Origin of the sequence: Salinivibrio sp. ES.052 (assembly GCF_900141775.1) — a bacterium.
GTDB lineage: Bacteria > Pseudomonadota > Gammaproteobacteria > Enterobacterales > Vibrionaceae > Salinivibrio.
Genome location: NZ_FSRI01000003.1, coordinates 157,701 through 179,047, shown reverse-complemented (window position 1 = coordinate 179,047; position 21,347 = coordinate 157,701). Strand labels below are relative to the sequence as shown.

Genomic DNA, 21,347 nt, shown 5'->3' with positions numbered 1-21,347 from the left:
AGATGGGTCTTTGGTAGAACGACCAAGATAAGGTCGATTTTTATATTTACATTGTCATATCAATATTGAGAAACGAAAACTTGGAGGCTCAAGGATGAAGCGTTTGGTTGCGGCGTTGGCGGTAGTATCGCCATCGGCTTTTGCCGCTACAACAGGACAAGGACTGGATCTCTCACAGTCTTGGGTTGGGTATGCCTCTCTAGCCATCTTTGCTGTTGCGTACAGCTTGGTGATGCTAGAAGAAAAGCTCCATTTAAGAAAATCGAAACCTGTGTTATTAGCGGCTGGGTTGATCTGGTTGCTGATTGGCTATGCCTACTCCCAATGGGGGAATATGGCTCCCGCACAGGCAGCGCTAGAACATAATCTACTTGAATATGCAGAGTTGTTGCTTTTCTTGCTGGTGGCGATGACCTATATCTCAGCGATGGAAGAGCGGCGCCTGTTTGATGGATTGAAAGCGTGGATCTTAAGCAAGGGGTATGATCTACGTACCTTATTCTGGATAACGGGGATCTTATCGTTCTTTATTTCGCCTATTGCCGATAACCTCACCACGGCGCTACTGATGTGTACGATTGTGCTCAAAATAGGTGGTGATAACCCTCGATTCATTAACCTGGCTTGCATCAACATTGTTGTCGCGGCAAATGCCGGTGGTGCTTTTAGCCCCTTCGGTGATATTACCACCTTGATGGTGTGGCAGGCGGGCAAAGTCGCGTTTGCGGAGTTTGGTGCCTTGTTTATCCCCTCTGTGGTGAATTACGTCATCCCAGCCTTTATTATGTCGCTATTTATTCCTCGTACACAGCCCGATGTAATGCAGGAACATGTCGAGTTAAAACGCGGTGCTCGCCGTATTATGGTGCTATTTCTACTGACCATTACCACGGCAGTCGCCTTCCATGGCTTGATTCATTTCCCCCCCGTGATGGGGATGATGATGGGGTTAGCGTACCTTCAATTTTTCGGCTTTTATTTGCGTCGAACGCTCCCTCGTTCACTGGCACGTAAACGGGCCATTGCTGAAGCCAAGAATGATGAAGCCGCCCTAAGACGATTGGGGTCAGTGGTGCCGTTTGATGTCTTCCGACGCATCTCTCACGCGGAGTGGGACACATTATTGTTCTTTTACGGTGTGGTGATGTGTGTCGGCGGCTTGAGTTTGATTGGCTATCTCGGCATGGTCTCAAACGTGATGTATCTGCAATGGGATCCGATTTGGGCGAATACGCTTGTTGGTGTACTTTCGGCGGTGGTGGATAACATTCCGGTGATGTTTGCTGTTTTAACCATGAGCCCTGAGATGTCGCATGGTAACTGGTTGTTGGTCACGCTAACAGCAGGTGTCGGTGGTAGCTTGTTGTCGTTGGGCTCAGCAGCTGGTGTGGCGCTAATGGGACAAGCGCACGGCAAATATACCTTCTTTGGTCACCTAAAATGGGCACCAGTTATTATGCTAGGGTATGCCGCATCAATAGGTGTACATTTAGTGTTAAATAGCCATTATTTCCATATTCAATAAGCTTTCTAGTGATATAAAAAACGCCGGTATTTTTTGATACCGGCGTTTTTTTATTGTCGTTTTTACGTGATTTTTTGATGACAAGCCTCAGCGCCCTTAAACCACCATGGTTGGACAATGTGCACGCCCGGCTACGCGATGCGAGACACTGCCAAGAAACATGCCATCTTTATCTGAGTGGGTGCCATGTGCCCCCATTACAATCAGATCGACCTCTTTGCTTTTCGCGAATTTGATGATGGTTTTGGACGGACGGCCGCCTTTAACAAAACCGCGGACACCCTCACCGCCATTTTCAAGCGCATGTTGTTTGGCCTGCTCAACAATATTGCGCGCATATTCACTCAGTGTTTGATCTGGGATCTGTAACCGATCAGGGCGCACCATGGAAAGCGATGCTTCAAACAAACTGTGGTGCTTAAAAACACATAGTAAGTAAAGTTCTGAATCGGTCAGTTTTTGTAACTCAAGGGCCTTATCCAACGCATTTAAGGCCGAATATGAGCCATCGACGGCAACGAGTATTCGTTTAAACATCCAAGCACTCCTGTTGTTTAGTTACCCAAACGCGACATCACGCAGGAATAACGCAATTTGCGGGAACATCACCAGCAACGCGGCTGACAAAAGCAGCATCGCGATAAATGGCCCTGTTCCGCGGATAACTTCCCAATAGGGTTTTTTGAAAATCGCAATGGCAGTGAAAATATCACAGCCAAATGGAGGTGTTGCTGAGCCAATTGCCACTTGCAAGGTGATCACAATCCCGACATGGACAGGATCAAGACTAGTCGCTTCTATCGCAGGCGCAAATATGGGGGTTAACACCAAAATCACGACGATAGGGTCAACAAACATACAAGCAACGAAAAAGGCGATAGAGATTGACGCTAACACTCCCATTGGACCCATTTCGCTAATACCAACGGCTTCTAGAATCGTTTGCGGTATCTGGGCAAACGAGATAATCCAAGAAAATCCATTGCCAACACCGACAAGAATAAAGACCACCGCCGTGATAAGGCCCGTAGAGCGTGCAATGGTGAACACATCTTTGCGGCTCAAGGACCGGAAAACACCAAATTCTAGAATCATGGCGTAAAGCACACAAACTGCAGCTGCTTCAGTAGGGCTGAAGACACCGCCATAAATCCCGCCAACAATGATCAGTGGGAACATCAGTGGCCACAATGCTTTTCGCGTCGCCGTGAGACGTTCGCTCCAACTTGCTTTAGGCTCTGTCGGGACCTTATTTACTGTGGCGTAATACAAACAATAAAGGGAGAAAAAGGTGAGGATCATGAGTCCCGGACCAATCCCGGCGATAAACAGCTCAGCGATTGATGTTTCCGAGATCACGCCATAAATAATCATTCCGATGCTGGGTGGGATCAAAAAGGCGATATCACTGGCATTGATGATCAAAGCAAGAGAAAACGAATCACTGTAGCCGGCTCTAAGCAATTTAGGGCGTAAGGCTGAGCCTACTGCAACCACGGTTGCTTGGGTCGAGCCGGATACCGCACCAAATAAGGTACAAGAGGTTGCGGTACTGATCGCCAAGCCGCCACGGATATGACCGATAAACGTCATGACCATATCAATCAAGCGATTGGCTGATTGTCCTCGCGTCATGATATCGGCGGCGAGAATAAACATAGGAACAGCAATTAACGAAGCAGGCCGAATGCCGCCTAGCACTTGCTGAATAAAGGTGTCCATTTGACCGACGCCGCCAAACATCATATAAAAACCGGTTAAGGCGGCAGCTGTCAGTGGGATCATCATCGGAAAGCCGAGCACAAGCAAGACAATCATGATGAGCATTAAAGTCGTGGCCATAGTGGTGCCTATTTAAACTTCACTTTCAGTCTCAGCGTAACCGTCTAGCACGCCAGCGGAGAGATATACATCAGGCGAGGTGAGATTTTTGTAGACAGTTAATCCGTACTGAATGCCTGTAATAATAAATCCAAGCGGTACCCAGATGTAGATCCACCAAATCTCAAAGCCCAACGCGGGTAAAATACGACCACGGTCGTACACAGAGGAAATGTACTGATAGGAAAAATACGCTAATACCAGCATAATCAGGCCTGTGACTAGCGCGATTGTGGTCATTAGGATTTTTCTGCCTTTGAAAGGTAGCGTGTCATACAGTGCAGACATTCGTATATGGCGGCCGTGCCGAGCGGCATAGCCGATCCCCGCAAAAGTGATCAAGACAATCAAGATGCGGTTGATTTCACCGGAAAAGAACAGCCCTTGACCAAAGCCAAAACGCGCAATGACGTTGACACAGGTATTTAAGGCCATGAGCAGCACACCAGCAGCCAGCATGAAGGATTCGATTTTACAAATCAGGGTATCCAGTTTGCCAAGAAGGCCGGGTAACTCGGAGTGGTACGCGAGAGAATCGGAATCGGTCATTACGCATTCCTCAAATAAACAGGCACCGCGAGGGGCGGTGCCTGAACGACTGACAACTAGTTAGTAACGGCTTCTAAGTCTTTCTTAAACTGGTTAAGAAGCGCTTTACCGCTTTCACCGGTCATTTCATAGAAGGTTTCCTCGACCTGCGGAGCGCGCGCTTTAAACTTCTCGATTTGTGCATCGGTTAAGCGCGTTACGGTCACGTCATCGCTGGCAGACTGGATCTTATCGAGAGACTTCTCTGCCAGACCACGGATGTGCTGAACCGTCTCGTTAAACGCATAGTCAGCCGCATCATGGATCATCGCTTGTTCGTCTGACGATAGGCCATCAAAGAAGTCTTTATTGGCCATCGATGCTGTGGTGAACCAACCGTGATGAGTAAAGATAAGATTCGGTGATACTTCATACAAGCCACCTGACTCAATCCAGAAAATCGGGTTTTCTTGACCTTGAATCATATTGGTTTGCAGTGCGCCGTATACTTCACCCCATGGCAATGGCGTTGGCGTCGCACCAAAGGCTTCATACGTTGATGACAGCAGTGGGTTAGTCATCACACGAATTTTCTTCCCTGCAAGATCAGCAGGCTCAGTGACAGGCTCGTCGGCTGTCAGGACCATCTCGCCTTCTGGATACATTTTAAGCAGTTCTAAGCCTTGCTCTTCGTACAACTCAGGGAAGTTTTCATTCACGGCTTTACTCTGGCGGAAGAACTCCACCACTGTGTCCATCTCCGTTGGCATGAGGTAAGGGATAAAGAAGATTTGTGCTTCAGGGATGAGAGAGCCAGTAAAGCCAGGGGATTGGTTAACAAACTGGAGAATACCTGCTTGGGTTTGCTCCATGATGTCATCAGACTCACCGAGTTCGCCAAAGCGATAAATTTGTAGTGAGTGCTCAGAGTTATCCTCAATGTACTCCTTAAATTTGTGTGCATAAACATCTTGCACGTCACCTTCATATTCCTCGTGGGCATAACGCCAGGTATCGGCGTTTGCGAACGCTGAGAAGCTCAGCGCGGCGGCAACGCATGAAATTGCAGTCAATTGCTTAAGATGGCTGTAAATGGACATCATGTCCCTCCGATATGTGGATTAGCTTTCATTCGTGGTTAACGAGAGTGTGATTGAGATCTGTTTCCCATTAAGTGAGCTGGCAGCGAGTGCCGGTCTCTCCTATACCCGTAAAAGCATCTGCCAATGTTTTTGAACAAATGACAGATAATATAAACAGCTTAACCATCAGAGGTGTAATTATTAAAGTCGGATGAATCGCAACGTGTCAGCAGTGTGACTGAGATCTTATTTTAGGGGGTTTTAGCCCGTAGCAGTGCTCATCATCCAGCGGAGTGATGCAAACAAAAAACGATCAAATCAGCGCCTTATCGGTGTTATGCGGCTGGCGCTTTGTGGTTGGGTAGCGTTGTTGGGACTGTGGAGGAAATTAGATAGAACTGGCATGAAAATGACATATGCCAGCTGGGTTTTGTCGTTTAATGATTTCAACTCTAACCATTTTGTGCTGGTTTTCCTCTCTTTTTTGTTCAATTGTTTTCGAGAAACGGCTTCTTTCCCTCTATATTGTGCTCAAATCCGTTATAATTAGCGGCTTTTTATGACACGAGATACCTTGATGGCCAAGAAAGCAGCAGCCCTTCACATACTGGTGAACGATAAGTCGCAAGCAACCTCTTTGCTTGATCAGCTTAAAAAAGGGGCAAACTTCCAAACGCTCGCGAAGAAGTACTCGCAATGCCCCTCGGGTAAGCGAGGCGGGGATTTAGGCGAATTTCGTCGCGGTGACATGGCACCGCCTTTCGATAAAGCCGTATTCAGTGGTGAGTTATTGCGCCCGCTTGGGCCGATAAAAACCAAATTCGGCTGGCACATTATCAAAGTCTTGTATCGCAACTAATCCTATCGCTCACGATCTATGGATAGCATCGGTGCGAGGACGCTGAAACTGTCATAAAGATTAACCGCCAGAAATTGAAGCCGCGCACATTGATTGCCGGTAAACGGCCACGGATTAAGTGGTAAAGTTAAAGCACGCCCTAATTAACGTATCTCTGATGTTTAAACTCGATGCACCGACACTGCTCATTACTCTGACTGCAATCCAATGGCTGCTAGCGGGTTTTCTATTAGTACAAAATCGCAAAGAACCAGGGATTAACGGATGGGCACTCTCGCTTTTTATTCATGGCTTTAGCAACCTATTCTTGTTTGCCCGTCCTCACCTTCATCCTTATTTAGGGATCGTTTTTTACAATGCCTGTGTGATGGTGGCATTTGCTTTTAGCCACTGGGCGTTGGGGCAAATTTTTGCGCGCGACGTACCGCGTTGGCAGTTGGTGCTACCTGTTATTCTGTCTGTTGTATCGATGTCGTCATACCTTGATGATATCGGGAGTCGTGTGGTTTACGCGAGCTTGATCGTCAGTATGCAGTTAGGGCTGATGACACAAACCATCGTGAGTAGTACAAACATAGGGGGCCAGCGTTTAAAGCGTTGGCTCATCATGGTGATGGGTGGATTCAGTGTTGCCTATGTAGGCAGGGCGACATTTGCACATTTCTATCCTGATCTATTTACGCAACTGTTGGGCACCTCTCTATTACAAGCAGGGCTGATTTTGTCGGGCATCGCCTATAGCGTGATCAATACCCTGATTATCTTTCTTTATAAGCTGGAGCGCGTGCACGAGAAACTCCACCGCGAAGCGACTCGAGATAGCTTAACGGGGCTGTTTAATCGCCGCGCCTTTTTGGCAAGAGCGAAACGACGTGTTGATACCGCCGCTTTTCCAATCAGTGTGTTGATGATTGATCTGGATGACTTTAAAGCGATTAATGACTCATTCGGGCACTCGGTCGGTGATAAGGTACTGATCCATTGCGCCGAGGTTTTCGAACAAGTCATTGATGAAAAGGGGACTGTCGGACGCTTAGGCGGAGAAGAGTTTGCGGTCGTGGTGCCTGACTGTGACAGTGCTACTGCGCAGCAATTATCGGTAGAATTACTGCATGCTGTTCAACGTAGCAGCTCAGTACTTGAAATGACCCTATCTGCTAGCATTGGGGTGACGACGACTTCCGAGGCGCTCGATATTGACAGCTTATTGGCGCAAGCGGATGATGCCCTTTATTGTGCCAAGCATGAAGGGAAAAACACCTTTAAAGTGTACACCTCCAAGTTCTATTCTTTGACCAAAGTCGGTTGCGAGCCGGCTTGAAGAGCCAAACCCATTTCGCCTTTAACTGCGATGACATCCGGTATACAGGCCAACGAGGGGGTTCTTAATCCTCAGCTAGATACTGACTACGCCTTGCTTATCATCCTCACACAAGCGGTAAAGGGAGGAGGGCGGCGCGTGTATAGCGTTTATAATTTTGACTATTGAATTAGCCCACCCACATCGGGATCACGGTCGATGCCTAAACGCGATGAGAAGATAGATATGAACGGCTTACAAGATACCCACTCAACGGCAGCAAATGTTATCTTACATGCTTTTGATTGGAAGTATGCGGATGTTGCCCAACGTGCCGCGGAGATCAGGGCGTTAGGGTATGGCTCGGTGCTCGTATCTCCCCCGATGAAAAGCGAGCAAGACCAACGCTGGTGGCTTCGATATCAGCCTCAAGACTATCGCGTGATTGAAAATGCACTCGGTAACACCACGGATTTTAAAGCGATGGTTGAAGCCTTAAACCGTGTCGGTGTCCTTGTTTATGTTGATGTGGTTTTCAACCATATGGCCAATGAAGCGCATGTTCGCAGCGACTTGGATTATCCCAGCCAAGCGGTGAGGGCGGCTTATCACACGCACGAAGACCACTATCGCGAACTGACCTTGTTTGGTGATTTATCCGAGCCACTCTTTACTGAGCAAGACTTCGTCGACGCATTTGGCATACAAGATTGGAAAAATAGGTGGCAAGTACAAAACGGGCGTATTAGCGGCGGGCCTAGCGATCCGGGGTTACCGACACTGCGGGTGTGTGATCATGTGATAGAGCAGCAACGTGCCTATCTTAAGGCGTTAAAAGCCATTGGCGTGAAAGGTTTCCGTATTGATGCAGCGAAGCACATGACATTAGAGCACCTCAAGCGCGTATGGAACGATGATATCACCCATGATGCGCATATTTTTGGCGAAATCATCACAGACGGTGGCGCAAGCAAAGCAGAGTATGAACTCTTTCTGGCTCCCTATTTACAACAGACGAGTTTAGGTGCCTACGACTTTCCCCTTTTCTCAACGCTTTACCACGCTTTATCCAGCCAAGGCAGCCTCAAATCCTTGATTGACCCTTATTGCTTCGGCCAAGCCTTATCGAAAGGGCGTGCAATCACCTTTGCCATTACCCATGACATTCCCAACAACGAGGTTTTTTTAGATTTGGTGATGGATGAAGCCAGTGAATGGCTTGCTTACGCGTATATCTTGGGGCGTGATGGTGGCGTTCCCCTGATTTATACCGATCTTGATACCAGCGGTATCAAAGGGAGAGATGGCCAACCGCGCTGGCGAAACGCGTGGAAGGATCCAAAGATGGTGCAAATGATTGCCTTTCATAATTTAACCCATGGTGAGCCCATGAGCGTCTTGGAAGCGACCGATGATTGGCTGGTAATTCAACGGGGCGAGGCAGGAATATTGGTGTTAAATAAATCCCCCAATCCGCAATCACTCTCAGTGACGCTGGAAAATGATTGGACTGATCTGCTAACGGGCGTCACGGTTTCGAGTGGACAACGTATTGATGTCGCCGCCCAATCGGCAATGATGCTCGTGCCGGCGATTAACCCCAAAGTGGCTAAAACGCGATAATTTGCTGTTTAACGCTAAATACAATGATGTTTGCACTCAGGACGCATTAGAATGTGAGTCACTTTGCGGACGATAAAAAGAACATTGTTTATTGGAACTTGCTTGGAGCCCTCAGGTCAGTAAAGAGATGCTTGTTTGTTAAATTACTGTTATGGCTAAATAAACCTGAAGGAAAAGTATGTCCCGACACATTTTACTCACCGGAGCATTGGCAGTGTCCTTGCTCTCAGGGTGCAGTTTTCAAGGAGAGTCACACGTGAAAGCTTCCAGCCCAGGCGAACTGAGTGCGCCTGTCGCGAAAAAAATCCCTCATGAAATGACCATTCACGGCGATACGCGCATAGATGACTATTATTGGATGCGCGATGATGCACGCCAAGACTCAGATGTGATTGCTCATCTTAATCAAGAAAATGCCTATGCCGAGCAAATGCTGGCCCATACTGAGCCAATGCAAGCCAAGCTATTTGATGAAATCAAAGGGCGCATGGTCAAAGACGATACCTCCGTCCCGGTGAAAAAGGGCAATTACTTCTATTCCAGCGAAGTAGAAGGTGATGACGAATATCGCACCTATGTGCGCGCGAAAGACTTTGCGGGTACCGACAAAACGGTGATTTTGGATGTCAACGCACTCGCGAAAGGACATGAGTTTTACAGCATTGGCCAACTGAGTGTGAGCCCGAGTGAGAACTTATTGGCCTACGGCGAAGATACCCTCAGCCGCCGCGTTTATAGCATCAAAATAAAAGACCTCACCACCGGTGAGTATCTGGGTGATGAGATTGAAGGCGCGTCGAGCAGCATTGTGTGGCAGAACGACAACCAAGCGTTTTACTACATCAAAAAAGACCCACAAACCCTGCTGGGGTATCAGGTTTACCGCCATCGTTTGGGCACCCCGCAATCCGATGATGATTTAATTTACGAAGAAACGGATACCACCTATTACACCGGTTTAAGCAAAAGCAAAGACGGTGAGCAAATCTTTATTTGGCACGCCAGCACCGAAACTAGTGGCGTCTCATTGGTGGACGCCAATGATCCGAATGCGACCGCCCAAGCGTTTTATCCGCGGGAAACCGGTATTGAATATGACGTGGCCAAGCGTGGTGAGTGGTATTACATCTATACCAACTACCAAGCGGTCAACTTCCGCTTGATGAAGGTACACCAAAGTGAGCGTGACGATCGCAGCCAATGGCAAGATGTGATTGCCCCGAAAGAGAACGTACAGCTGGTTGATTTTACCCTGTTCGACAACCATCTGGTGTACGAGCAGCGCGAAAATGGCTTGCCGCGTACCACGGTGCGAAACCTGACCAACGGTGATGAGTATCCGTTGCAGTTTGATGATTCGGCTTATGCGGCTTATCTGACGGGCAACGCAGAAATGGATAATACCGCTGTGCGTGTGTATTACACCAGCTTGACCACACCGGGTACCTACTACGAGTTTGATTTGGCGTCGGGTGAGCGTGAAATGCTCAAACAAAACCAAGTGCTGGGTGAGTTTAATCCGGACAACTACCAGTCAGAGCGTGTGATGATCACCGCGCGTGATGGTGCGCAGGTGCCTGTGTCTTTGGTGTATCGTAAAGACCGCTTCAAAAAAGACGGCACTAATCCGCTTTATCAATACGGCTATGGCTCTTACGGCGCCACCATGGAGCCCACGTTCTCCACCACGCGTTTAAGCCTGCTGGATCGCGGTTTTGTCTTTGCGATTGCCCATATTCGTGGCTCTGAAATGCTAGGTCGCCCTTGGTATGACGATGGTAAAAAGCTTACCAAAAAGAATACCTTTAACGACTTTATTGATGTGACTAAAGCGCTGACTGCGCAAGGCTATGGCGATAAAGACAAGGTGTTTGCCGTCGGCGGCTCTGCAGGTGGCTTATTAATGGGCGCGATCATCAACCAAGCGCCAGAGCTGTATTTAGGGGTGGCCGCGCATGTGCCGTTTGTCGATATTGTCACCACCATGTTGGATGAGTCGATTCCGCTCACCACCAACGAGTATGACGAGTGGGGCAACCCCAACGACAAAACCTACTATGAATACATGCTCAGCTATTCGCCGTACGACAATGTTAGCGCGCAAGATTACCCCAACTTGCTGGTCACCACGGGGCTGCATGATTCACAAGTGCAGTACTTTGAGCCGATGAAATGGGTCGCGAAACTGCGTGAGCTCAAAACCGACAACCATACGTTGGTGTTTAAAACCGACATGGAAGCCGGCCACGGCGGCGCATCGGGGCGCTTTAAGCGGATTAAAGAAGATGCATTAGAATATGCCTTCTTCTTCGACTTGCTCGACAAGCAGGCAAAGTAATCAAAGGGTAACCCCTTAAACGTGAAAAGCGCCGCTATCGGCGCTTTTTTTATGCGGGTTGAGACTGGAAAAGTTCGCTCACTGACAGATGAACATCACGCGCATATCAGGCTTACTGATTGTTCTCCGCGTCTTCGCGCTTGATCACTTTGTGGCCTTCTTCGGTCACGCCATTTTTCCAATAGCTGCTGATGTAGATAAACTCACGCTCAACATCACGATCATTGCGGAAATACTGGCGCAGTGCGCGCATGCTTTCAAATTCACAGGCACACCACACGGACACTTGCCCCGCTAACCAAGGCTGTGCTTTTACCGTCTCAGACAACGTTGGTGTGGTTAGCCAAATAATCTCCATGCCAGCGGGAGCGTCGAGTGGTTGGGCATCCTCTGTGGTATCGAGTTGGATCACCACATAACCTTTGGCATCGCGAGGCAAGGTTTTGATCTTGGCCGATAGCGCCGGCAACGAGGTCATGTCTGCGGCCATAAAGAACCAATCTGCATCGCGATTTATCGGTGCAATCGTCCCAGGGCCGACAATATGAATGGTATCGCCCACTTGGGCGTTCAGTGCCCAGCGCGCAGCAAAGCCACAATCGGCTTGCTCGATTTGATGGCGAACCATATCCACTTCAATTTGCTGCTGGTCAGGCATAAAACGGCGAATGGTGTAGGTGCGCATCACAGGGCGTTCGCCTTCTGCTAATTCGTTCAGATCCGTGCTTCCCGCTTTATCAAATAGCAACTTGATATAGCCGCCTTCACACTCCGCTGGGAAGTCCGCGAAGGCGTCGCTTTGTAAGGTTAAGCGTTGCATATTGGGTGTGACGGTTTGGGTATCAATAACGTGAGTGAGGTGATAGTTCGGCTGTTTCATATTATCTAACTTAAAATCATTATCATTTACAATTAATCATAACATCTGGATGCGGAATGTGTAAGCGCTTTACATTGTTTTACGCTTCTACGCTAGGAAATACCACGATAAGTGAGTAAGATGATGGCGCAATATTATTACTAAAAAACAATTACATGGAGCAAAAATGAAGAAAGTCATACTCACGGGTGCGGTGGCGGTGCTGCTGTCGTTGAACGTCTCAGCCTCTGAGCTCAAGCCGATCATGAAAGAAATTAAAATGACCTTCAAAGAAGCGGCGAGTGCGCAAAGTATTGACGCCATGCAAGCACCGGTCGCCAAACTGGAAACCCTGGTTGCGAAAGCCAAAGCGGGCAGCTACCCACCGGAAAAAACGGATATCTTTATGGAAGGGTTCGATAAATTGGCGGTGACCTTGGATAAGATTGATACGGCGCTCAGCGAAGGCGATCTCGACCAAGCAAAACAAGGGATGCGCCAAATCGATGCCTTGCGTGAAGAGTACCACGACAAACGCAACCCAAGCATTTGGCAGCGTTTGTTCGGTTAATAGCCGGATAATAGGAATGTAACGATAGCGAGTGCACGATGGCGACTCAAAAAACGATTTTGCGTTATCCCTCGCTGTCGGTGGCGTCTGCATTTGAGAAAGAGCAGGCGCTGATCCGCCGGATAGAGCAGGGCGAACTCAACGAGGCATTACTGCTTTGGCAGCCAGATGCGCAAACCTTGGTACTGCCGGCGGGCCAAAAATGGCCCCAAACCCCTGAATTACGCCGCGCGTTATCAGCGTTAGGTTGGCAAGTACATAACCGCCAAACAGGCGGGGCGCCGGTGCCGCAACTGCCAGGGGTGATTAACGTGTCTTATCTGACGGTGTGGCCTGCTAACACGCCTTATCATATCCAGACGGCTTACCAGTATTTTTGCACCATTTTACAGTCTTTTTTCCATCAGTTAGGCATTGTAACGGCGGTGGGCGATACGCCCGGTTCGTATTGTGATGGTGACTACAACCTCAATATTGCCGGCAAAAAAGTGGTGGGAACTGCCCAGCGTATCCTGCGTTTAGGCGCGGGCGCAGGCGATGCCAAACAAACAGTGATGCTGGCGCAAGCGTGTTTGCTGGTTGATGCGGATTGCCAACATATTGTTGCCCCCGTGTCGCTGTGCAACCAGTTATGTGGTCACGCCGATCGCATTGAGGCCGAGGTGCATACCCCATTAGCCGCGCACTTAGATGAATTGCCGGCAACCGAACAGCTGTTTCAGTTGCTAACTCAAGCGTTTGTGGCGCGCCCGCCACTCGAGGTTGGCAAGGCTTGAGGCCGACGCTCAATATAGTATGCTTAGCCGCAATCGTGCGTAAAACAAATCCCAAGGAGTGAGGAATGCGCGTCCATCTTGTTATTCACGAGGCGTTTGAAGGCCCAGGTGCCATTTTAGATTGGTGTGACGAGCGTGCCTATCATGTGACAACCAGTCATTTGTATCGGGGCGAGCCGTTGCCAGAAAGTGGTGAAGGCATTGATCTGCTGGTGGTACTCGGCGGGCCGCAAAGTCCAGATACGCCACAATCTGAATGTCCACACTTTGATAGCCAGCGCGAGCAAGCGCTGATTAAGCAGTGTATCGAACAAGGCAGTGCGGTATTAGGGATTTGCCTCGGCGCGCAACTGATTGGTGAAGCCTTGGGCGCGCCGTATCAGACAAGTCCTGAGCCCGAGATTGGCTACTTCCCCATCCAATTAAGCGAAGATGGCCACATCGACGAGCACATTCCGCACTTCGCGCCGCAAGAAATTGTGGGCCATTGGCACCATGATATGCCGGGGCTGACACCAAACAGTCGTGTACTGGCTAGCAGCGAAGGTTGCCCGCGCCAGATCGTGAAGTACGGACCAAGGGTGTATGGCTTTCAATGCCACCTTGAGTTGACACCGCTGGCGGTTGAAGGCTTACTGCACGCCGCCTATCCAGAGGGCGAGGCCGCTAACAAGCGCTTTATTCAAGACCCTGCCTCCATTCGCGCCTTTGATACGGCACCGATGAATGCGCACTTGTTTGCCTTTCTCGATAGCGTGCTGACCGACAACGATCTTGTCACTGAGTGGCTGTTTTAAGCGACTGGGTTAGGAGCACGGTAACCGCAACTGTGCTCCGTCCTCTAGGCGCTATCGTCCGGGCGCCATCTATCTAGCGTTAGTGCAACATACCTTCACATACGGTGGTGACATCATCATCCAATAAACTCAACTCAATGGCTATCTTCATCGCCGCCACCACATCACCCACTGGCATGCTCGGGGCGCGGTGCTTACACGCTTGTGCTGGGCTGTAGGGAATATGAATAAAGCCGGCGCGTACCTCAGTATGATGAGCCAGCGCATGCATCAAGCCATAAAACACGTGGTTACACACAAAGGTGCCCGCGGTGTAAGAAATACTGGCAGGGTGATGCGCTTCGTTTAACGCGTTCACTAAACGGTTGAGCGGCAAGGTAGAAAAATAGGCATTGGGCCCAGATGACACCACCGGCGTGCCATGTGGCTGCTTACCGGCGTTGTCGGGAATAGGCGCATCTTGATAATTGATCGCTACCTTCTCCAAGCTTATCTCAGCGCGACCACCGGCTTGGCCAAGAGCAATCACCATCACCGGACTGAGCGATTCCAACGCGCTATGTAACGTTGATAAGCTGTCTTCAAAGGTGCAGGGCAGGCGCACGGCTTTGACGATGCACTCTTCATTGGGCTGCCAGCCTTCTAATGCGTTTGCCACTTGCCATGACGGGTTGTCACTCTCGCCGCCGAACGGTTCAAATCCAGTAATTAAGATGGTGTGCATGCCATGTCCCTATTGATGTGATATGCCTGAGATAAAAGGACTTTACCGCAAACACTGACAGAGGTCACCTTTGAATAAGAGGCTATGGGTGTTCAAAAAACAGGCAGTTTTGCAAAGGGATCACTACGCTTACTGAGTACTAATCACTGTGAGGGTAGACAATGAGATACTTACTTTTGGCACTGATACTCGTGGCAGTACCGGCCACCGCTGACACCTTTAGAGCACACTGTCGCGATCGCGCGCCTGAGTTGATCCCCACCGAAACCGGTTGTGAAGGCCCTGTCGCTGAAGTTATTACGGTGGCACTTGAGAAAATGGGCCACACACCTGATTGGTCGACCGTGCCATGGGCAAGAACCATCAACGTTGCCGAAGTCGGGGAGGTTGATATTATTCCGCGTCATTCGATGAACAATGAGCGTGAGGCCTTTTTGAATGCTGTCCCTTATGGCTATAGCATCCGTGAAGTGTTTTACATCATCGGCCCAAATGTTAACCAGCAAATCAATAGTTTTGAAGAGCTAAAGCAGTATCGGATCGGCGCACTGCGTGATAGCTTCTACTCCGATTTATTTAACAATACCGAGGATCTCAAGCGTCGCTATTACAACGACACGGAACAAATCATTAAGGTACTGGAAAACGGGCGTATTGATGTGGCGGTGACGTCTTCAAGCCACGATATTGATAAATTCACTGCGGTGAGCGCGTTCACTCAGGCCAATTTTGTGGACCGTTTTTATAATGGACGCTATATCAGCATCCCGAAAAAATCACCGGTGGCGAATTATTTCCCTGAGTTCGAGCGCACCATTCAGCAAATGGTAGCGTCAGGCGAAGTCAGTGCCATTTTTGAAAAATACGGTCAAACGCCGCCTGAACAAAAACCGGCTAACTGATCGTTTAATCATCCACAGATAAACAACGCCCCAGTGAGAACTCGCTGGGGCGTTGTTTGTGTTAGCGTTAATTTTACTGATTATCAAACAGATAAAGGTAATCCTCATAACCCGCCTCGGCCATTTTATCGACCGGCACAAAGCGCATCGCGGCTGAGTTCATGCAATAGCGTAGGCCGGTTGGCGCGGGTCCATCTTCAAACACATGGCCGAGATGCGAATCCGCCACCTTACTGCGTACCTCGGTGCGGGTGTAAAACAGTGATTTATCTGGCTTGGTGACCACATACTGCTTATTGATGGGCTGCGTGAAGCTGGGCCAGCCAGTGCCGGATTTGTATTTATGAGTGGAGGAGAACAGCGGCTCGCCCGAAACGATATCCACATAAATCCCGGCTTGCTTGTTGTCCCAGTAGGGATTGCGGAATGCTGGCTCAGTGCCGTCTTCTTGGGTGACTTCGTATTCCATGTCTGACAACATCGCGCGGATTTTTTCGTCCGAGGGGCGCGAATAAGACATATTGCTCGCACTCGATGTCATCTCGTCCGCTTTCTGCGCGTCAATCATTTCTCTCAAGGTGATGGGGTTGTCTTTGCGATCGTCACCAAAAATCTCGTCCAGATACTGATCACGGCCGGATGCGTAGCGGTAATAGCTATAGCGAATACTGTGATTTTTGTAGTAGTCCTGATGATAGCTTTCTGCTGGCCAGAATTTCTCAAACGGGATCAACTCGGTTTTCAGCGGCTTTTTGAACACGCCTAACGCTTCAATTTCCGCCATAAAATCGGCAGCAATTTGTTTTTGCGTTTCAGAGCGATAAAAGATCGCGGGGCGATATTGCGGACCACGGTCAACGAACGAGCCTTGGTCATCAGTAGGGTCGATATGACGGAAAAACTGATCGAGCACCTGTTCGTAATCTACGACTTTTGGATCATAGGTGACATCAATCACCTCAATATGGCCACTGGTGCCGGACGAGACTTGTTTATAGGTTGGGTTTTCAAGCTCGCCGCCTGAGTAGCCTGACACCACATCGATCACGCCATCGAGTTTTTCCAAATCGGACTCGGTACACCAAAAGCACCCGCCGGCAAGGGTCGCCTTTTGGTAGCCTTGGTCTGTGGTGGCAGTGTCTTTCACCGCCGCATAACTTGCTATCGATAGCAAACTGAACGCTGTGAACGCGATAACTCGCCACATTGATTTGTGCTGTTTCATGATCGCCTCGTTATTAGGGTTGGTGAGGATCAAGACCTGCGCACCAAGCAGAAACTTTCATCCTCTCCCACTTTTCTGTAGTTACTGATAACGTAGCGCAGAAAAGTCCTTAGCGATCACTTACCAAAGCAGCTGACCCAACACAGGTGCAAGCAACACAGTCACCATACCGGCAATCATCATCACCACACTGGCGACCACCCCTTCTTCGTGACCAATTTGATACGCTTTAGCGGTGCCAGCACCGTGGGCCGATGCGCCCAAACTTGCGCCGCGGCCTAAGCGCGAGCGAATCGCAATCACGGTCAAAATACTTTCACCAATCGCCATGCCAATCACCCCAGTGAGAACCACAAACAGCGCGGTGAGATCGCTTTGCCCGCCAATCGCTTTGGTGGCTTCTACAGCAAAAGGGGTGGTGATTGAGCGCATCGCCAAACTGCGTTGCAGCAGCTCAGACAGCTCAAACACCCGCGCTAGCACCACAGTACTGGTAATCGCGACCAGCACAGACACTGTGACGCCTATCGATAGCGACAACCAATGGCGGCGGATGAGCGCGCGGTTATCATACACGGGGATCGCAAACGCTACAGTCGCCGGGCCCAGCAGCCACAGCAGCCAGTACGACTGCGCCATGTAGTCTTGATACGGGATATTAAACCCCACCACCACCGCGACAATCAGCAAGGGCGCGAGCAACAATGGCATCACCAGAATGGAGGGATGACGGCGATACAGCCATTTACTCATGTAATAAAAGCCAAGGGTCATTAAAAAGCAGGTAACGCTTAATAACGAGGCGTGAAGCCAAGCAGGTAAAGCAGACATCATGGCTTAGCACTCCGATTTTAGATCAGGATGATGCGTGTGGTGATGATTACTGCGGCGGCGCGCCATTTTAACCTCAAAACGATACACCTTATCGACCACCCAAGCGGTTGACGCAATCACCATTGCGGTACTCAAAATCAGTACTACCATGATCTTACCGCCTTCTTGCAGCAATAAATCTTGGTAGTTGACCACCGCCACTACCGCCGGCACAAAAAACAGCAACATCTCTGCTAACAGCCACGCTGCCCCGCGACGTAACCAATCGGCACGGACAACTTTCAACATTAATGCGCCTAACAACAGCAACATACCGGTGAGGTTGGCCGGTAGTGGAATAGCAAAGGTGGTGACCAACCAATCAGACAAAAACCAAATGCCTGCTAAGACAAAGACTTGCAGTAAGGTAAGTAAGGCGTTTTTAATCAATTGCATCGAAGGCGTGCCAAGAATCTGTGAGATGGCTCATAGTTTACGTCTTGGCAGAGAGTGAATAAAGTGACTTTTTTTTATTTAAACTATGCCAAAATGGCATGATTTGTTGAGCGATAAAGCTGCGTTAGCGACAACCCAGTCCCGTGAGGAATCAGTTTTTCGTCATATATGCCTGGCACTAAAAGTGAAACTATGTTTTCATATGCCTCCTTAAAAATAATTTATAGTTTCATTTTTATGGGCAGTCCGTCATGTTGTCTTTGACAAAATCGAGTCTTAGCAGATTGTCTTTGATTTCTTTTTAATATGAAACTATATTTTCATATATTGAGTTTTTATCGAGTTTTAATTTCATTATGATGAAGTGTGATAAGGAATCGCCGCCCAAGCGCGGTGCCACCGTGTTCCCGCGGCAGATGAAAATATTGCATCAATTGGGTGAAAACATCTTATTGGCGATGAAACGTCGAGGGATCAGTCAAGATAGAATGCATCAGCGCACAGGGATCTCGAAACCAACGCTACGAAAAATCACAAAAGGCGATCCGACAGTGTCGTTAGGCCATTATGTTAATGTGCTCGCCGTACTAGGTTTGTTAGACGATCTAGGTAAAGTCGCGCTCGATGATGAACTTGGTAGGAAACTGCAAGATATCGAGTTGTTGAAAACGAGACGATAGGGCATCAAACGAATGGAAATCTTTGTCTACGCTGATTGGATTGAAACTGAGCCGCCCTTGTTTATTGGGACACTGAGAGCATCGCGAATCCGTGGTAAAGAGCATTTCAGCTTTTGCTATGACAAGACCTGGCTTAAATCTAAGTATGCTTCTCAAATCGACCCTTGCCTTCATTTATATAGTGGCGAGCAGCACGCTGAAGATGACAAAAACTTCAAGATATTCTTGGATTCTTGCCCTGATCGATGGGGGCGCTTGCTGATGCAACGTCGAGAGGCTGTTATAGCCCGCATTGAGGGACGTAGAGCGAACACATTATACGAAACCGACTATCTCCTCGGTGTTCATGACTCTTTTAGAATGGGCGCTTTAAGGTTTTGCACCGAGCATGGTGGCAATTTTCTTGACGACAATGACGATCTGGCGGCTCCAGCTATGACTTCACTCGCGGAGCTAGAATGTGCAGCGCAAGGCATCGAGGACAAACCCGACTTTGATAATCCTGACTACCTCAAATGGTTGAATATGCTTATCTCACCAGGGTCATCGTTGGGCGGAGCTAGGCCGAAAGCTTCTGTAAGAGATGTCGATGGTACTTTATGGCTGGCAAAGTTTCCAAGTCGGTATGACGATTATGATATTGGCCTGTGGGAATACTTGGTGTGCCAAATGGCCTTGGACTCTGGGATCAATATGGCTGAATGTAAAGTGCAGGCCATTGGTTCAGACCACCATATTTTCCTGACTAAGCGATTTGATCGTACCGATGACGGCAGGATACTGCAATTTACGTCAGCAATGACACAGCTTGAATATTTCGATGGCAATGATGATGGAGCGAGCTACTTAGAGTTAGCGGAATTTCTTATCCAGAATGGTTCTAATACGCGGGCGGACTTGGCACAGCTTTGGAGACGTATGCTGTTTAATATCATGGTTGCCAATAGTGACGATCACCTACGTAATCATGGCTTTATTTTTGACACGACAGGTTGGCGACTGTCACCCGCTTACGACATCAATTCAACACAACATGCCCACGGGCTGCACTTAAATATTGACGACAAAGATAATGCTTTAGATATTGACCTAGCGTTTGAGGTGGCGGAGTACTTTCAACTTGATGTGAAAACAGCTGACAAAATTTATCGTCAAGTCGCCCAGGCCGTGTCTAAATGGGAGCGCTTGGCAAAAGAAGCGGGTATCAAACGCGGTGAGCGAGACTTAATGAGAGACTGCTTCATGCTACCGAAAGTGTAACCTAGTGACGTTTGGTAACAAGTGCCAGTTCCTCTGCTTTTTTCGCCATCAACTATGCCAAAATGACATAGTTAACAGACAGCTTTTAAGGGCCGTTTATGGATATTCGTGCGTTGCGCTATTTTATTGCCTTGGTGGAAAAGCAGAGCTTTACTGCCGCATCGGCGTCGTTGCATGTGACGCAACCGACAATCAGTAAAATGGTGCGTAACCTTGAGCAAGATGTGGGTCAGCCGTTGTTGCACCGAGAGGGAAGGCGGTTTTGGTTAACCGATGCTGGCGAGGTGGTGTATCAGCGTGCGCAGAGCATTATTGCTGAGTTTGAGCAGCTAAATACTGAACTGGACGATCTCAATCAACTGGCGCGCGGCCAACTCAGGTTGGGGATGCCGCCGATGATAGGGCCGCTGTATGCCAATGTGTTGCGTGAATACCGTCAACGCTACCCAAACGTGGCGCTCAGTATTGTCGAATACGGTGGGCGGCGCACCGAACAAGCGCTGATCAATGGCGAGATTGATGTGGCAATCACCATGCTCACCGACACCCAGCCTGAGTGCTTGCAAAGTTTACCCTTACAAACTCACTCCATTTATGCTGTGTTGCCTAACCAAGCGGCGTGGCGAGCGCAAAAAAGCCTGACATGGCAGGCAGTGAAAGACGAGCCGTTTTATCTGTATAGCGCTGAATTTACTCTAAGCGATCGGATTATTGCCCGCTGTGAAGAGCATGGTTATCAGCCGACTATTGCCGCGCGTAGCAGTCAGTGGGATTTTTTAGCCGCCTTGGTGAAAAGTGGTGCAGGGGTAGCGTTTTTACCCGCGCCCTTATGCCAGCGCCTCAGTGCTAGCTTGGAAGACAGTGAGTTATTGCTTGTGAAACCGATAAGCCCAGCGATTGAATGGCAACTCGGGTTAGTCTGGCACGGCGAGCGCTATGTCTCACGCACCGCCGAGGCTTGGATGCAGTTGTGCCAGTCGACAGAGGTGATGGATGAATAACGATTACATATTGGCTTACTTTTTAACAAATGACGATTCTTGGAAGATTGAGGGTCAACTTGTATAAGATTTTTCATAAGAGGATTCAGTAACAACAGACTAAGCATGGGCCGGAATTTGCAAAAACTATTATTTGTCCAGACTGTT

Annotated in this window: 21 protein-coding genes; 12 read left to right on the top strand and 9 right to left on the bottom strand. The window is 48.9% G+C overall.

Features of this window, described 5'->3' with window-relative positions; genetic code table 11:
* Positions 1-94: 94 nt before the first annotated feature.
* Positions 95-1,525 carry a sodium:proton antiporter NhaD gene (gene nhaD / locus BUQ98_RS13750; protein ID WP_074214372.1) on the top strand — a complete coding sequence of 477 codons (1,431 nt, stop codon included), beginning with the start codon at positions 95-97 and terminating at the stop codon, positions 1,523-1,525.
* Between the two features lie 96 nt (positions 1,526-1,621).
* Here nhaD and BUQ98_RS13745 read toward each other — a convergent pair whose 3' ends face one another.
* Genes BUQ98_RS13745 through dctP form a run of 4 tightly spaced genes read right to left on the bottom strand, consistent with a single transcriptional unit; the run spans position 1,622 to position 5,037 of the window.
* The gene (locus tag BUQ98_RS13745; RefSeq protein WP_074214371.1) at positions 1,622-2,062 is read right to left on the bottom strand and encodes a universal stress protein; all 441 of its coding nucleotides are present in this window, start codon (positions 2,060-2,062) and stop codon (positions 1,622-1,624) included.
* Between the two features lie 21 nt (positions 2,063-2,083).
* On the bottom strand, positions 2,084-3,367 hold the full coding sequence (locus BUQ98_RS13740) for a TRAP transporter large permease (protein WP_074214370.1): 1,284 nt from the start codon (positions 3,365-3,367) through the stop codon (positions 2,084-2,086).
* 12 nt (positions 3,368-3,379) lie between these two features.
* Complete coding sequence (locus BUQ98_RS13735) at positions 3,380-3,955, bottom strand: TRAP transporter small permease (RefSeq protein WP_074214369.1); 576 nt, start codon at positions 3,953-3,955, stop codon at positions 3,380-3,382.
* A 56-nt stretch (positions 3,956-4,011) separates the two neighbouring features.
* Complete coding sequence (dctP, locus tag BUQ98_RS13730; RefSeq protein ID WP_217693647.1) at positions 4,012-5,037, bottom strand: TRAP transporter substrate-binding protein; 1,026 nt, start codon at positions 5,035-5,037, stop codon at positions 4,012-4,014.
* 556 nt (positions 5,038-5,593) lie between these two features.
* Here dctP and ppiC point away from each other — a divergent pair.
* The 4 genes from ppiC to BUQ98_RS13710 all read left to right on the top strand — a co-directional run bounded on the left by ppiC (position 5,594) and on the right by BUQ98_RS13710 (position 11,136).
* Positions 5,594-5,875, top strand: a complete 282-nt coding sequence (ppiC, locus tag BUQ98_RS13725) for a peptidylprolyl isomerase PpiC (protein WP_046075958.1) — start codon at positions 5,594-5,596, stop codon at positions 5,873-5,875.
* A 157-nt stretch (positions 5,876-6,032) separates the two neighbouring features.
* Complete coding sequence (locus tag BUQ98_RS13720) at positions 6,033-7,196, top strand: GGDEF domain-containing protein (RefSeq protein ID WP_074214367.1); 1,164 nt, start codon at positions 6,033-6,035, stop codon at positions 7,194-7,196.
* Between the two features lie 225 nt (positions 7,197-7,421).
* Positions 7,422-8,798 carry an alpha-amylase family protein gene (locus tag BUQ98_RS13715; protein ID WP_083605341.1) on the top strand — a complete coding sequence of 459 codons (1,377 nt, stop codon included), beginning with the start codon at positions 7,422-7,424 and terminating at the stop codon, positions 8,796-8,798.
* A gap of 178 nt (positions 8,799-8,976) precedes the next feature.
* On the top strand, positions 8,977-11,136 hold the full coding sequence (locus BUQ98_RS13710; RefSeq protein ID WP_083605301.1) for a S9 family peptidase: 2,160 nt from the start codon (positions 8,977-8,979) through the stop codon (positions 11,134-11,136).
* A gap of 112 nt (positions 11,137-11,248) precedes the next feature.
* On the opposite strand, the gene BUQ98_RS13705 is transcribed toward BUQ98_RS13710, so the two are convergent.
* Entirely contained in the window at positions 11,249-12,016 is a 768-nt protein-coding gene (locus BUQ98_RS13705; RefSeq protein ID WP_074214364.1) for a siderophore-interacting protein, read from the bottom strand.
* A gap of 166 nt (positions 12,017-12,182) precedes the next feature.
* On the opposite strand from BUQ98_RS13705, the gene BUQ98_RS13700 reads away from it, so the two are divergent.
* The 3 genes from BUQ98_RS13700 to BUQ98_RS13690 all read left to right on the top strand — a co-directional run bounded on the left by BUQ98_RS13700 (position 12,183) and on the right by BUQ98_RS13690 (position 14,139).
* Positions 12,183-12,566, top strand: coding sequence for a cytochrome b562 (locus tag BUQ98_RS13700; protein WP_074214363.1), 384 nt, complete (start codon positions 12,183-12,185; stop codon positions 12,564-12,566).
* 38 nt (positions 12,567-12,604) lie between these two features.
* The gene (locus tag BUQ98_RS13695) at positions 12,605-13,342 is read left to right on the top strand and encodes a lipoate--protein ligase family protein (protein ID WP_074214362.1); all 738 of its coding nucleotides are present in this window, start codon (positions 12,605-12,607) and stop codon (positions 13,340-13,342) included.
* A 65-nt stretch (positions 13,343-13,407) separates the two neighbouring features.
* Positions 13,408-14,139, top strand: a complete 732-nt coding sequence (locus BUQ98_RS13690) for a glutamine amidotransferase-related protein (RefSeq protein WP_074214361.1) — start codon at positions 13,408-13,410, stop codon at positions 14,137-14,139.
* A gap of 79 nt (positions 14,140-14,218) precedes the next feature.
* Here BUQ98_RS13690 and pcp read toward each other — a convergent pair whose 3' ends face one another.
* Positions 14,219-14,863, bottom strand: coding sequence for a pyroglutamyl-peptidase I (gene pcp, locus BUQ98_RS13685; RefSeq protein ID WP_074214360.1), 645 nt, complete (start codon positions 14,861-14,863; stop codon positions 14,219-14,221).
* Between the two features lie 161 nt (positions 14,864-15,024).
* Between pcp and BUQ98_RS13680 the strand changes: the two genes are divergently transcribed.
* Positions 15,025-15,765 carry a substrate-binding periplasmic protein gene (locus BUQ98_RS13680; RefSeq protein ID WP_074214359.1) on the top strand — a complete coding sequence of 247 codons (741 nt, stop codon included), beginning with the start codon at positions 15,025-15,027 and terminating at the stop codon, positions 15,763-15,765.
* Between the two features lie 73 nt (positions 15,766-15,838).
* Here BUQ98_RS13680 and msrB read toward each other — a convergent pair whose 3' ends face one another.
* The 3 genes from msrB to BUQ98_RS13665 all read right to left on the bottom strand — a co-directional run bounded on the left by msrB (position 15,839) and on the right by BUQ98_RS13665 (position 18,259).
* Positions 15,839-16,990 (bottom strand): peptide-methionine (R)-S-oxide reductase MsrB, encoded by a 1,152-nt coding sequence (gene msrB / locus BUQ98_RS13675; RefSeq protein WP_074214358.1) that lies wholly within the window; start codon positions 16,988-16,990, stop codon positions 15,839-15,841.
* Between the two features lie 120 nt (positions 16,991-17,110).
* Entirely contained in the window at positions 17,111-17,821 is a 711-nt protein-coding gene (locus tag BUQ98_RS13670; protein ID WP_074214759.1) for an LrgB family protein, read from the bottom strand.
* A gap of 6 nt (positions 17,822-17,827) precedes the next feature.
* Complete coding sequence (locus BUQ98_RS13665; protein WP_074214357.1) at positions 17,828-18,259, bottom strand: CidA/LrgA family protein; 432 nt, start codon at positions 18,257-18,259, stop codon at positions 17,828-17,830.
* Positions 18,260-18,675: 416 nt separating this feature from the next.
* On the opposite strand from BUQ98_RS13665, the gene BUQ98_RS13660 reads away from it, so the two are divergent.
* From BUQ98_RS13660 to BUQ98_RS13650, 3 genes are all read left to right on the top strand, one after another.
* Complete coding sequence (locus BUQ98_RS13660; RefSeq protein ID WP_051503382.1) at positions 18,676-18,939, top strand: helix-turn-helix domain-containing protein; 264 nt, start codon at positions 18,676-18,678, stop codon at positions 18,937-18,939.
* 12 nt (positions 18,940-18,951) lie between these two features.
* Positions 18,952-20,199, top strand: coding sequence for a type II toxin-antitoxin system HipA family toxin (locus tag BUQ98_RS13655; protein WP_074214356.1), 1,248 nt, complete (start codon positions 18,952-18,954; stop codon positions 20,197-20,199).
* Between the two features lie 98 nt (positions 20,200-20,297).
* On the top strand, positions 20,298-21,200 hold the full coding sequence (locus BUQ98_RS13650; protein WP_074214355.1) for a LysR family transcriptional regulator: 903 nt from the start codon (positions 20,298-20,300) through the stop codon (positions 21,198-21,200).
* Positions 21,201-21,347: the final 147 nt, after the last annotated feature.